This window comes from Kribbella ginsengisoli (assembly GCF_039537185.1).
GTDB lineage: Bacteria > Actinomycetota > Actinomycetes > Propionibacteriales > Kribbellaceae > Kribbella > Kribbella koreensis.
In genome coordinates, this window is sequence record NZ_BAABAA010000001.1 from 741542 (window position 1) to 754599 (window position 13058).

Here is a 13058-nt window from a genome sequence, read left to right on the forward strand (position 1 = left end):
CTCCTACTTGCGCAGGACCTGCACCACCGCCTCGGTGAGTCTGGGGAGTGCGGCGGCGACCGGGGCGGACAACTCGGTGCCGAGTGAGGTGTCGGCTGCTTCGACCGCGTAGACGATCAGGCGGTGGGGCAGTCGGTCCAGCGCTCTTGCGAGGCGTAAAGCGTCGGGGATACCGAGGCTGTGAGAGCCTGCGGAGTGGGTGCCGGGTGCCTTGGCGCCATCGGGTTGCTGGAGGCAGACCTCGGTCTGGTGGATCTCGCCAGGTGACGACGGTTCGCACAGTACGGCGTCGACGACCACCGCGAGCGATGCGCCGGCCCAATCCTCGATCAGCCTGACCGGTTCGCCGTCGGACCTGATCAGCGACACACCGGGCAGCCAGCGGTCCTCGAGCGCAGCGATCAGGGCCGGCCCGATACCGTCATCGCGGCGGTACTCGTTTCCGACACCGATCACCACCGCCCTCGTCACTGCCGCTCCATCGTCAGTTCCAGGAAGTGTGTCGAGCAGGAGATGCAGGGGTCGTAGTTGCGGATCGCCCGCTCGCACAAGCCGGTCAGCGGCTCGTCCGCGAGGTCGAGGTTGGCCGCGACCAGCCGCCGGAGGTCGTCCTCGATCGCGGCCTGGTTCTGCGAGGTCGGCGGGACGATCGTCGCCGACCGCACCAGGCCGTCGGCACCGATGCCGTACCGGTGATAAAGCAACCCCCGCGGCGCTTCGCTGACACCGTGCCCGACACCGTCCCTCGCCGGTACGACCTCGTGTGGCGGTTCCGGCGGCTCGTACTCGTCGATCAGTCGCAGCGCCTCCTCGACCGCGTAGACGGTCTCGACAGCGCGGACGACGATGCTCCGGAAGGGATTCCGGCACTCGTCGTCGAGGCCCGCCTCGGCAGCCAGCTCGCGGGCCAACGGCGACAGGTGTTCGTGGTTCAAGGTGTAGCGGGCCAGTGGTCCGGTGAGGTACGGACGCCCGTCGAGCCGGGCGTGCAGCGCGGTCGAGTGCTTGACCTGCTCCTCGACCACATGGTTGCCGAAGGCATCGACGCTGAACGCGGGGCCCGCGCTGCGGCGCAGCGTCGTACCACCCTCGATCGCGTACCGGGCCGGGTGGTGGACGGCCAGGAACTCGTGGTCCAGCTCGAGCTGCGGGAAGTCGAATCCGGCCACCCAGCGCACGGTGGCGATCGCCGCGTCGAGAGCAGGTCGGAGCTGGGCGGCGAGCCGGTCGAGCTGATCGCGGCCCGGGGCCGAGTAGAAGCCGCCGACGCGGACGTTGACGGGATGGATCGCCCGGCCGCCGACCAGTTCCAGGATGGCGTTGCCCGCCTTCTTCAACGCCAGCCCGCGCTCGACGAGGTCGCGGTGGGCGGTCGCCAGGGCGACCGCGTCCGGATACCCGAGGAAGTCCGGCGCGTGCAGCAGGTAGATGTGCAGCGTGTGGCTGGAGATCCATTCACCGCAGTACAGCAAGCGGCGCAGGTCGCCGATCGGGCCGCCGATCCGTACTCCGCAGGCGTCCTCGATCGCCGTGCAAGCGCTGGTCTGATACGCGACCGGGCAGATGCCGCAGATCCGCGCCGTGATGTCGGGTGGCTCGGTGTAGCGCCGCCCGCGCAGCAGTGCCTCGAAGAACCGCGGCGGCTCGTAGATCCGCAGCTCCGCCCGCTCGACCTCCCCGTCCCGCACCTTGATGTGGAGCGCTCCCTCCCCCTCCACGCGGGCCAGCGAACTGACCTGCAACTGCCGGGCCCGGTGACTCATGACGACCAGCCGCCGCTCGCCGCGTTGAACGTGAGGAACACCCGGTCGACATCGGCTTCGGTCATCCCGGTCTCCCGCAGACGCGGGACCAGGGCCGCCACGTTCGGCTTGGTCATCGGCCCGAAACACCCGAAGCAGCCGCGCCGGTACGCCGGGCACAGCGCCCCGCAGCCGGCATGGGTGACCGGCCCGAGGCACGGCGTACCGTCCGCGACCATGACGCAGGTCAGGCCTCGCCGCTTGCACTCGGTGCAGACCGACGTGTCCGGCAGATCCGGCTTGCGCCCGGCCAGGAAGGCGGTCAGTACCTCCAGCAACTGCCGGCGATCGATCGGGCAGCCGCGGAGTTCGAAGTCGACCCGCACATGGTCCGCGACCGGCGTCGAGGTCGCCAGCGTCTCGATGTAGTCCGGCCGCGCGTAGACGACCGAGGCGAACTCGGCGACGTCCCCGAAGTTCCGCAACGCCTGGATCCCGCCGGCGGTGGCACAGGCCCCGATCGCGACCAGCACCCTCGACTCGGCACGGATCCGGCGGATCCGCTCCGCGTCGGCCGCGGTGGTGATCGAGCCCTCGACCAGCGCCACGTCGTACGGTCCGGGGAGCACGGTGCTCGACGCCTCCAGGAAGTGGGCGATCCGCACCTGTCCGGCCAGCGTGAGCAGCTCGTCCTCGCAGTCCAGCACGGTGAGCTGGCAACCGTCACACGAGGCGAGCTTGAAGATCGCGAGCGTCGGAGTGTCCATCATGAGCGAGGACACCAGCCCGGAGCGGGGTGCCGCCAGGGACCGGGGTCCACTGCCGCCAGGACCTTCGGCCCTGGGGCCGCCCGGGCGGACGTTGGCATCATCGCGCTCATGAGCCAGGCGATCATCGACGGCCTCGACGAATTGGTCGGCCTACTGATCAGTGACGGATACCAGGTCATCGGACCGACGGTGTCCGGCAGCGCCATCGTGCTCGCCGAGCCGACCGGCGCCGCCCAGCTGCCGGCCGGCTGGGGCGTCGAGACCGGTCCGGGCCACTACCGGTTGCGGCGGCGCGACGACGACGCCATGTTCGGTCATTCAGCCGGGCCCCAGTCCTGGAAGACGTTCCTGCACCCCGCGCGCCGCAAGCTGTGGTCGGCCACCGCGGACGGCTCGTACGAGGCTGCTGACGAGGAGCGTCCGCGCTATGCGTTCCTCGGAGTACGCGGGTGCGACCTGGCGGCCATCACGAAGCTTCGCGACGTCCTCACCGGCGGCAGCCACCCGGACGGGAACTTCGAGGCCCGGCACCAATCGTTGTTCGTCGTCGCGGTGAACTGCACCGAACCCGGCGAGGTCTGCTTCTGTGCCTCGATGGGCACCGGACCGGCGGCCGGGCCGGGAGCGGATCTGACACTGACCGAGCTGACTCCCACCGACGGCCACCGGTTCCTGGCCGATGCCGGCACCGAAGCCGGTCGCAGCATGCTCGGGCGGCTCGGTCATCGTGACGCCACCGAGGACGAGGCCGGCGGCGCTTACGCGGCGGTCGAGGCCGCGGCGGATCGGATGGGCCGTGCGATGCCGGAGGTGGACCTGCGCGCCCTGCTGGCCGGCAGCCGCGAGTCCCAGCACTGGGAGGATGTCGCGGATCGCTGCCTGACGTGCGGCAACTGCACCATGGTCTGTCCTACCTGTTTCTGCACGACCACCGAGGACGTCACCGATCTCACCGGTGATCATGCCGAACGCTGGCAGCGCTGGTCATCATGTTTCGAGCTCGACTTCTCGTCCGTCCATGGCGGCAGCGTCCGCAGCTCGGGCGAGAGCCGCTACCGGCACTGGCTCACTCACAAGCTGGGCACCTGGCACGACCAGTTCGGCGCCTCCGGCTGCGTCGGCTGTGGTCGCTGCATCGCTTGGTGCCCGGTCGGAATCGACCTCACCGAAGAGGTGGGCAGGCTCGCTGGTGAAGCCGCCCATGGCTGATCCGGAGGTGTTCGGCGAGCTGGACGCTAGCGAACTGGAGGCATTGCTCAGCATCGCCGACGACGTCTCGTACGAGGACGGCGACAGACTTTTCGATGAGGGTGGGGAGGCCGGGCACTGCTGGCTGATCCGGCATGGCCGGGTCGCACTCGACACGGCAGTGCCCGGCCGCGGCCTGGTGGTCATCCAGACTCTGGGTCCTGGCGATCTCCTCGGCTGGTCGTGGCTTGTACCGCCGTACCGCTGGCACTTCGGCGCCTTGGCGGTCGGCACTGTCGAGGCCACCTCGTTCGACGCGGAACGAATGAGAGCGCTGGCCGAACAGGATCCCCGGCTCGGCTATGCGCTCACCAAGCAGCTGCTGGCGATCGCGCTCGACCGGCTACAGTCCACCCGGGCACGGCTACTGGATCTTTACGGCAATGGCGCTCGTGACTGAACCGATGCTGCCGGTCCGGTACCGGGTGATCGACCGGACCATCGAGACCCGCGACTCGGCCACTGTCCGGCTGGAGCCGATGGAGCAGCCCCTGCCGCGGTTCGCGCCGGGCCAGTTCGCCATGCTCTACGCCTTCGGCATCGGGGAGGTACCGATCTCTGTCAGCGGTATCGGTGAAGACGGCACTTTGGTCCACACCATCCGATCCGTCGGTGCGGTCAGCCGGGCCTTGTTCGATGCCCGGCCGGGAACCGTACTCGGAGTCCGCGGTCCGTTCGGTACGACCTGGACGCTCGCCGGCGCCGAGGGGGACGACCTCGTCCTGGTGGCCGGCGGCATCGGCCTGGCCCCACTGCGTCCGCTGCTGCTGGCCGCGCTGGCCCGGCGGTCGACGTACCGAAAGGTCGTGCTGGTGGCCGGCGCGCGTACACCGCAAGAGTTCCTGTACCGCTCCGAGCTGGATCGTTGGACAGCACGCGAGGACCTTGAAGTCGAGCTCACCGTGGACAGCCCGTCCAGCGGTTGGCACGGCGCCGTCGGGTTCGTCACCGAGCCGCTGTCCCGGCTGCGGCTGACCGCGGACCGGACGGTCGCCTACCTCTGCGGCCCGGAGCCGATGATGCGGTTCAGCGCTCGCATCCTGCTCCGCGCGCAGATTCCGGCCGAGCGGATCCACGTCTCACTCGAACGCTCGATGAAATGCGGCATCGCCTTGTGCGGACACTGTCAGCTCGGCCCGCTGCTCGTCTGCCGCGACGGCCCGGTCGTCGACTACGCCATCGCCGAACCCCTGCTGGCGATCCCCGAACTGTGAGCTCTCCGCAGCCTGGCACCTAGCGGCCGACGGTTCGCTGCGGCTGCTAGGTCCGGTGAGGGGACCGATCACCTCCCGCCCGCGGCGCTGAACCGGACGGACAGGTCCACGATGATGTCGTGGACCTGTCCGTCCGGCGGTGGGTCAGCTCTCCGGCCTGCTGTCGTGGACGACCGCGACCGGGACCGTCGCGTGGTGCAGAACGCCGCGTGCCACCGAGCCGAGCATCAGCCCGGGCAGCCGGTGACGGCGGCCGCCGATCACGATCAACTGGGCACCGGCCGACTCCGCGGTCTCGAGCAGCGCCGCCGCGGCGTGCGCCTGCACGAGTCTGCGTACCACCTTCAGGTCGGGGTACTTGTGCTGCCACTGCTCCGCGACCGTGTCCAGCCGCTCGCGCGCGAGCCGCTTCCAGTCCTCCCGCACCGCTCCGGCCGTCGCGGCGTTCCAGCTGTACGGGGTGGGAACGTCCCACGCGAGCACCATCCACAGCGGCGCGGCATCGCGAACCGCCATCTCGCAGGCGAACTCCAGCGCCACGCCGTCGTCCTCGTAGCCGTCCAGACCCACGATGACCGGGGCATGGACGTGCTGCACGCGCTTCCAGCCCTCCGGTACGACGACAATCGGTCCGTCACCGTGATTGGCGACGTACTCCGAGGTCGAACCGATCAGCAGCCGGGCGAATCCGCCGACCCCTCGACGGCCCACCACGGTCAGTCCAGCGTCCGTGCTGAGCTCGGCCAGCCGCTTGTCCGGCGCACCGACCACGACGTCTGCGGCCAGGTCCAGTGACCGGTCGGCGGCCACGAGGTACTCCTCGACCTCGTCGGCCAGCCGGTTGTCGGCCTCGGGGATCACGGCCGGAATGATGACCTGCCCCTCGATCCTGACCGGCGCCGCATAGGCGTGCCGCGTCCGCTCGTCCGCCACGTGTACCGCCCGAAGCGGCACACGACGCCGCACAGCCTCGTGAACCGCCCAGTCCAGTGCTCCGGAGCGACGCCAGGCAGCGTCGACTCCGACGATGATTTTGTCTGTCACGTCGATCAGCTCCTACCTGTCTCCACTTCCAGCACAACGCGGCCTCCGGCCCGGCGGAAGGGACCAAAGTCCCGGGATCACCCGGTCGACGTCAGCCCTTGCGGGATGTCGTGTCACAGCGCGGCGGCGTACCCGGTCATAGCCGGTGCCGACCGTGATCTGCCGGTCCTCAGCCGCGGAGCGTGAGATGAACCCGACCCTCGAGACCGAACGACTACTGCTCAGGCCATGGCGTGACACCGACGCCGACGATGCGCTGGGCATCTACGGCGACGAGGAGGTGACTCGTTGGCTCACCCCCGCGATGGCCTGGGTTCCGGATGTTCAGACGATGCGGGACGTCCTGCGCCGCTGGCAGACCGAGGACGTCGTACCGGCCAGTCACTGGGCCGTCGAAAGGCGCGACACCGGGCAGATCGTCGGCGGCGCGGCCCTCGTCCACCTGGCGCCGTGGAAGGACCTCGAGATCGCGTGGCACCTCGGCCGCCGGAGCTGGGGACACGGCTACGCCACCGAGGCCGGCAACGCGCTGACCCGGTGGGCGATGCACCGCGGCGGTGTCGACGAGGTCTTCGCGCTGATCGGACCGGACAACACCCGCGCCGCGGCGACGGCCCAGCGGATCGGGATGGAGTGGCTCGGCGAGACCGACGACTACCACCACCGGCGACTCGAGCTGTACCGCGTACGGCACCAAGACCTCACGTACTTCGACTACGACACCGAAGTGACCGAACAGGAGAATCGATGAGCACCGACGAACAGCAGATCGCCACCTCCGTCCTGGTGATCGGCACCGGCGGCGGCGGACTGCGGGCGGCGATCGAGCTGGCCGAGCAAGGTGTCGAAGTACTTGCCCTGGGCAAGCGTCCACGCGCCGACGCGCACACCTCGCTCGCGGCCGGTGGGATCAACGCGGCGCTGGCCACGATGGACCCGGACGACACCTGGCAACAGCACGCTGCCGACACCCTGCAGGAGAGCTACCTGCTGGCGAACCCGGTCACGGTCCGGATCGTCGCCGAGAACGCGGCCCGCGGGATCGCCGATCTGGAGAGCTACGGCATGCCGTTCGCCCGCGAGGCCGACGGGCGGATCTCGCAGCGGTTCTTCGGCGCGCACACGTACCGGCGGACCGCGTTCGCCGGCGACTACACCGGCCTGGAGATCCAGCGGACGCTGATCAACCGGGCCGTCCAGCTCGGCGTACCGATCCTCGACACCGTGTACGTGACCCGCATCCTGGTCCGCGACAACACCGTCTTCGGGGCTTACGGATTCGACCTGACGACCGGTCGCCGCTATGTCATCCACGCCGACGCGGTGATTCTGGCGGCCGGCGGTCATACCCGGATCTGGCGCCGTACGTCGTCGCGCCGCGACGAGAACACCGGCGACTCGTTCCGCCTCGCCCTGCTGGCCGGCGGCCGGATCCGTGACCCCGAGCTGGTCCAGTTCCACCCGTCCGGGCTGATCGAGCCCGAGAACGCGGCCGGCACGCTCGTCTCCGAGGCCGCCCGCGGCGAGGGCGGGCAGCTGCGGAACGCGCTCGGTGAACGGTTCATGACGCGCTACGACCCCGAGCGGATGGAGCTGTCGACGCGGGACCGGGTCGCGCTGGCGGCGTACACGGAGATCAAGGAAGGTCGCGGTACGCCGAACGGCGGCGTCTGGCTCGACGTGTCACATCTCCCCCGCGAGACGATCATGCGCCGGCTCCCCCGCGTCTACCAGACACTGCTCGAACTCCAGATGCTCGACGTCACCAAGCAGCCGATCGAGATCGCCCCGACCGCGCACTACTCGATGGGCGGCGTGTGGGTCCGGCCCGAGGACCACGGCACCGGCGTCGACGGCCTCTATGCGATCGGCGAAGCGGCCAGCGGCTTGCACGGCGCGAACCGGCTCGGCGGCAACTCCCTGATCGAGTTACTGGTCTTCGGCCGGATCGTCGGCGAGGAGGCAGCGAAGTACTCGATCAGCCGGCAGTCCCAGCAACGCTCCGCGGAGGCCGTCGCCGAGGCACGGGCAGAAGTCGATGCGCTGCTGGCAGACACCGGCCAGGAGAACGTCCGCGCCCTCCAACGAGCGCTGCGCGACACCATGACGTCGCGAGCGGGCGTAGTACGAGACGAGGCCGGCCTCCAGGCCGGACTGGCCGAGCTGACCGAGATCGAGGAGCGGATGACCCACCTGGGCGTCCACCCCGACATCGCCGGCTTCCAGGACCTCGCCCACGCCTTCGACCTCAAAGCCTCCGCCCTCGCCGCCCGGGCAACCCTCGACGCGGCCCTGGTACGCCGCGAAACCCGCGGCTGCCACAACCGCTCGGACTACCCCGGCCTCGACGAGTCCCTCCGGGTCAACCTCGTCTGGTCCGGCCCCGGCAAGGTCGAGCCCGAAGACATCCCCCCGATCCCCGACGAGTTCAGCGCGCTCATGCGCCACGTCTCCAGCGACGGCAAGTTGGTCGAGTGACACCGAAAGGACGGAAACCACCATGAAGAAGCACTTTCTCGAGGCCGCGGCGCAGGAGTTCGCGGATGCGACGGCGAAGCCGCCGTTCCTGTACGAGCTCGGGCCGGACGGCGCGCGCAAGGTTCTCGACGATGTCCAGGCGGCGCCGATCGCCAAGCTCGACGTCGCCGAGAAGTGGATCACCGTCCCGGCGGAGGCCGGCGACGTAAAGGTCCGGATCGTGAAGCCGGTCGATGCGGCCGGGATGCTGCCGGCCGTGCTGTACATGCACGGCGGCGGCTGGGTGCTGGGCAACGCGGGCACGCATGACCGGTTCGTGCGGGAGCTGGCGGTCGGGGCGCGGGCGGCGGTCGTGTTCGTGGAGTACGACCGGTCGCCGGAGGCGCAGTACCCGGTTGCCATCGAGCAGGGCTACGCGACGGCGCAGTGGATCACCAAGAACGGTTCGGACGAGGGCCTCGACGCAACCCGGCTGGCGGTGGCCGGTGATTCGGTCGGCGGCAACATGACGGCCGCCTTGACGCTGCTCGCCAAGGATCGTGGGGACGTCACCTTCGTCCACCAATCGATGTACTACCCGGTGACCGATGCCGGTCAGGACACCGACAGTTACCGCGAGTTCGCCGACGGGCCGTTCCTGACCGCGAAGGGGATGGCGTGGTTCTGGGACTGCTACCTACCCGACGTCACCAAGCGCACCGAGATCACCGCCTCGCCGCTGCGGGCCGGCCTCGACCAGCTCGCCGGCCTGCCCGAGGCGTTCGTGATCGTCGACGAGAACGACGTACTCCGGGACGAGGGCGAGGCCTACGCGCGCCGGCTCACCGAGGCCGGCGTACGCACCACCTCGCTGCGCTACAACGGCATCCTCCACGACTTCATGATGGTCAACCCGCTCCGTGACACGGCCGCCACCACAGGTGCGGTCGAGCAGGCGATCCACGTGCTCCGCAAGGCGCTCGGCACCGACTGAGCCGTCCCGACCACGTAGTCCGGGCGGTACGTGGTGGACCGCAACCACGCGTTCACCACGTGCTTCCCGGGACGCGGTCCACGCGGTCGGCATCGCACTGTGAAAGCAGGAGCAGCCGAAGCGACCGGGAGGCCGGGACCATGAACCTCGACAGGACGGAACAGAGCTGGGACGACGAGGCCGTCGCGATCTTCGTCCGGGTCCGGCCCCGGCTGCTGGCGATCGCGCACCGCTATCTCCCCGGTACGAACGAGGCCGAGGACATCGTCCAGGAGACCTGGCTCCGCTGGCAGCACACGGACCGTACGGCGGTCCTCGACCCGCAGGCGCTGCTGGCGACGATGACCACCCGGCTCGCTATCAACGTCACCCAGTCCGCCCGGCGCCGCCGTGAGTCCCCGAGGCCCTCCCTGGCCTCCGAGCAGGCCGACCCCGGCAATGACCCCGCGACGAGCGCCGAACATCGCGACGCGCTCGGGCAAGCCGTGCTGATCATCCTGGAGTGCCTGACCCCGCGGGAGCGCGCAGCCTTCGTCCTGCGGGAGGCCTTCGACTACCCCTACCCGGAGCTCTCGGAGTTCCTCCACCTCGGCGCGGCCAACACCAGGCAACTGGTCTGCCGGTCCCGTCAGCGGATCGGCGCGGGCCGGCGTACGACCGTGAGCACCGCCGCCCAGGAGCGCTTCCTGCAGGGGTTTCTCAACGCGGCCCGGGCCGGCGACCTCGACGACCTCGAAGAGTTGCTGGCCGCGGATCTCGCTGCTTGAGCCATTTCGTTGCCGCGGGCGCGGACCATGATTAGGCTCTTGGGTTGGACGGTGGCGATGAGGATCCGGGACCAGAGCCTTCAGCTGGAAGGCCGGCGGCGTGAGTGTGAGGCTCTCGATCGGCTGGTAGCCGATCTGGGGGCCGGGCACAGCGCTGCCCTGGTACTCCGCGGCGAAGCCGGCATCGGCAAGACCGCCCTGCTGGACTACCTCGAGGCGAACGCGCCATCCTGCCGGATCGCGCGAGCAGCGGGCGTCGAGTCCGAGATGGAGCTTGCCTTCGGAGGCCTGCACCAACTCTGTACGCGGCTGCCGGACCGACTGTCCGATCCACGGCACGAGGCCCTGAGCACAGCGTTCGGTCTGACCACCGGGACACCACCGGATCGGTTCCAGGTCGGGCTGGCGATGCTGAACCTGCTGGCCGACGTCGCCGAGGACGCGCCGCTGATCTGCCTGATCGACGACGCCCAATGGCTCGACCGGATGTCCGCGCAGACCCTCGCCTTCGTCGCCCGCCGCCTGCTCGCCGAGCGGGTCGCCCTCGTCTTCGCGATCCGCGAGCACGGTGACGCGAACGAGCTGACCGGTCTGCCCGAACTCCTCGTGACCGGACTCGGCTATGACGATGCCCGCGCGCTACTGGACACCACTGTCACAAGGGTCCTGGACGAACGCGTCAGGGACCGGTTCGTCGCCGAGACGCGCGGCAACCCGCTGGCCTTGATCGAGCTCCCCCGCAGCCTGCCGGCCGGCCGGCTGACCTCCGGTTTCGGCCGGACCGGACCTGACGGACTGGCCGGCAAGCTCGAGCAGGGCTTCCTGCTGCGCTTCGACGCGCTGCCCGCCGACGCCTGCCTGCTGCTGTTGATCGCCGCCGCCGAGCCGGTCGGCGATCCTGCCCTCCTGTGGCGTGCCGCCGAGCGGCTCGGGATCGGCGCCGAGGCTGCCGCCGATGCCCAGACGGCCGGCTTGATCGACATCGGCTCCCGGGTCCGGTTCCGGCATCCCCTCATCCGTTCGGCCGTGTACCGGGCGGGCTCGGCGGCGGATCTGCGCGCCGTGCACAGCGCCCTCGCCGGTGCCACCGACGCGAGTCTCGATCCGGATCGCCGGGCCTGGCATCGGGCCTACGCGACCGTGGGCCTCGACGAGGAGGTGGCCGCCGAACTGGAGAGCGCGGCGGCTCGGGCCCAGGCCCGTGGCGGCGTCGGGACCGCGGCGGCCTTCCTCCAGCGAGCCACGGAGCTGACACCCGATCCGGGACGCCGGGCCGAGCGGGCACTGGCTGCCGCCGGCGCCAAGTTCGAGGCCGGTGAGCCGGACGCGGCGTACGACCTCCTCTCCGCCGCGGAGATCGGCCCGGTCGACGACCTCCACCGCGCACGCCTCGCCCGGCTGCGGGCCCAGATCAGCTTCGCCCACCGACGCGGCAGGGAGGCCGGTGCACTGCTGCTCGACGCGGCGAACCGGCTCGATGCCCTCCACGATCCGACGGCGCGTGAGGCGTACCTCGAAGCGCTCGGCGCCGCGGTCTTCGCGGGCCGGCTCGGGAGCCACCGCAACGTCCAGAAGGCTGCCGAGGCCGCTCGGGCGGCTCACCCCACGCCCCGGCCGGCCGGGGCCATGGATCTGCTCCTGGACGGGGTCGCGTCCCGGTTCACGGACGGCTACACGGTCGCCGTACCTTCGCTGAGGAGGGCACTCCAGGCGTTCCGGCAGGCCGCCGAGCGCGGCGAGGACAAGGTCGTGCAGTGGCTGTGGCGAGGTTGCCCGGTCGCTCCGGAACTCTGGGACGACGAGGCCTGGCACGAGCTGACCGACCGCGGCGTCGAACTGGCCCGCGGCCAAGGCGCGCTCGGCGTGCTTCCCGGCGCGCTGACCTATCGCGCCGTCGTCCATCTGCATGCGGGCGAGTTCGGCGCCGCGGCCATGCTGCTCACCGAATCGGACGCCCTCGCTTCGGCGACCGGCACCACGCCGTTGCGGGACGGCCGCCTGATGCTCGCCGCGTGGCGCGGCGAGGAACGCGCGGCCGCCAGGCTGATCGATGCCGCCGTGCAGGACGCGGTGGCGCGGGGTGAGGGCCGCGCTCTCGGGCTCGCCCGGCACGCGACCGCCGTGCTCTACAACGGCCTCGGTCGCTACGAGGCGGCCCTCGATGCGGCCCGCAAAGCCTGTGAGCAGGAGGACCTGGGCTTCTTCGCCTGGTCGCTCGCCGAAGCCGTCGAGGCCGCCACACGGAGCGACACCGGCGCGGCGGACGCCCTGAGTCAGCTCGAGGAACGTGCCCGCGCGGCCGGTACGGACTGGGGCCTGGGCATCTGGGCACGCTCTGCCGCGCTGGTTGCCGAGGGCAATGATGCCGACGCCCTGCACCGCGAAGCGATCGAGCGTCTCGGACGCACCAGAATGGTCGTCCACCTCGCCCGGGCGCAGCTGCTGTACGGCGAATGGCTGCGGCGCGAGAACCGGCGACACGATGCACGGATCCAGCTTCGGCTCGCGCACGACAGCCTGAGCCGGATGGGTGCCAGGGCCTTCGCCGATCGGGCCCGCCAGGAACTGGCTGCCATCGGCGAGACGACCCGGCGACAGGTTGCCCACTCCGGCGAGTTGCTCACCGCGAAGGAAGCGCAGATCGCCCGGCTCGCCGCGGACGGTCTCACCAATCACGAGATCGGCGGCCGGCTGTTCCTCAGCCCGCACACCGTGGACTGGCATCTCCGCAAGGTGTTCAGCAAGCTCGCCGTCACCTCACGCAAGCAGCTCGACCCGGCCTTGATCGACGCCATCAGTCCGGTGACCGCCGGATGAGCCGT

Annotated in this window: 12 protein-coding genes; 8 read left to right on the plus strand and 4 right to left on the minus strand. The window is 70.3% G+C overall.

Annotated features, from left to right (window positions below):
- Window positions 1–3 precede the first annotated feature (3 nt).
- From ABD768_RS03225 to ABD768_RS03235, 3 genes are read right to left on the minus strand one after another with little or no spacing between them, the layout of a single operon-like run.
- Window positions 4–471 carry a hydrogenase maturation protease gene (locus tag ABD768_RS03225; RefSeq protein ID WP_344837120.1) on the minus strand — a complete coding sequence of 156 codons (468 nt, stop codon included), beginning with the start codon at window positions 469–471 and terminating at the stop codon, window positions 4–6.
- Window positions 468–1763 carry a Ni/Fe hydrogenase subunit alpha gene (locus ABD768_RS03230; RefSeq protein WP_344837122.1) on the minus strand — a complete coding sequence of 432 codons (1296 nt, stop codon included), beginning with the start codon at window positions 1761–1763 and terminating at the stop codon, window positions 468–470. Before ABD768_RS03230 ends, ABD768_RS03225 begins: the two co-directional genes overlap by 4 nt.
- Window positions 1760–2512, minus strand: coding sequence for an NADH-quinone oxidoreductase subunit B family protein (locus tag ABD768_RS03235; protein WP_344837125.1), 753 nt, complete (start codon window positions 2510–2512; stop codon window positions 1760–1762). Before ABD768_RS03235 ends, ABD768_RS03230 begins: the two co-directional genes overlap by 4 nt.
- A gap of 108 nt (window positions 2513–2620) precedes the next feature.
- Here ABD768_RS03235 and ABD768_RS03240 point away from each other — a divergent pair, with 108 nt between their 5' ends.
- From ABD768_RS03240 to ABD768_RS03250, 3 genes are read left to right on the plus strand one after another with little or no spacing between them, the layout of a single operon-like run.
- Complete coding sequence (locus ABD768_RS03240) at window positions 2621–3721, plus strand: 4Fe-4S dicluster domain-containing protein (RefSeq protein WP_344837128.1); 1101 nt, start codon at window positions 2621–2623, stop codon at window positions 3719–3721.
- Window positions 3714–4160 (plus strand): Crp/Fnr family transcriptional regulator, encoded by a 447-nt coding sequence (locus ABD768_RS03245; protein WP_343978880.1) that lies wholly within the window; start codon window positions 3714–3716, stop codon window positions 4158–4160. The genes ABD768_RS03240 and ABD768_RS03245 overlap by 8 nt, the downstream gene beginning before the upstream one ends.
- A complete protein-coding gene (locus tag ABD768_RS03250) occupies window positions 4144–4974 on the plus strand; it encodes an FAD/NAD(P)-binding protein (protein ID WP_344837131.1) in 831 nt (276 codons plus the stop codon). The genes ABD768_RS03245 and ABD768_RS03250 overlap by 17 nt, the downstream gene beginning before the upstream one ends.
- A 144-nt stretch (window positions 4975–5118) precedes the next feature.
- On the opposite strand, the gene ABD768_RS03255 is transcribed toward ABD768_RS03250, so the two are convergent.
- Window positions 5119–6018, minus strand: a complete 900-nt coding sequence (locus ABD768_RS03255; RefSeq protein WP_343978874.1) for a universal stress protein — start codon at window positions 6016–6018, stop codon at window positions 5119–5121.
- Window positions 6019–6205: 187 nt separating this feature from the next.
- On the opposite strand from ABD768_RS03255, the gene ABD768_RS03260 reads away from it, so the two are divergent.
- The 5 genes from ABD768_RS03260 (at window position 6206) to ABD768_RS03280 (ending at window position 13053) form a co-directional block, all read left to right on the plus strand.
- The gene (locus ABD768_RS03260) at window positions 6206–6769 is read left to right on the plus strand and encodes a GNAT family N-acetyltransferase (protein WP_344837135.1); all 564 of its coding nucleotides are present in this window, start codon (window positions 6206–6208) and stop codon (window positions 6767–6769) included.
- Complete coding sequence (locus tag ABD768_RS03265; RefSeq protein ID WP_344837137.1) at window positions 6766–8496, plus strand: L-aspartate oxidase; 1731 nt, start codon at window positions 6766–6768, stop codon at window positions 8494–8496. Before ABD768_RS03260 ends, ABD768_RS03265 begins: the two co-directional genes overlap by 4 nt.
- A gap of 22 nt (window positions 8497–8518) precedes the next feature.
- Window positions 8519–9469 carry an alpha/beta hydrolase gene (locus ABD768_RS03270; RefSeq protein WP_344837140.1) on the plus strand — a complete coding sequence of 317 codons (951 nt, stop codon included), beginning with the start codon at window positions 8519–8521 and terminating at the stop codon, window positions 9467–9469.
- Window positions 9470–9609: 140 nt separating this feature from the next.
- Window positions 9610–10236: a sigma factor gene (locus ABD768_RS03275; RefSeq protein WP_344837143.1), complete on the plus strand. Its 627-nt coding sequence runs from the start codon at window positions 9610–9612 to the stop codon at window positions 10234–10236.
- Window positions 10237–10293: 57 nt separating this feature from the next.
- Window positions 10294–13053 carry an AAA family ATPase gene (locus tag ABD768_RS03280; RefSeq protein WP_344837146.1) on the plus strand — a complete coding sequence of 920 codons (2760 nt, stop codon included), beginning with the start codon at window positions 10294–10296 and terminating at the stop codon, window positions 13051–13053.
- Window positions 13054–13058 lie beyond the last annotated feature (5 nt).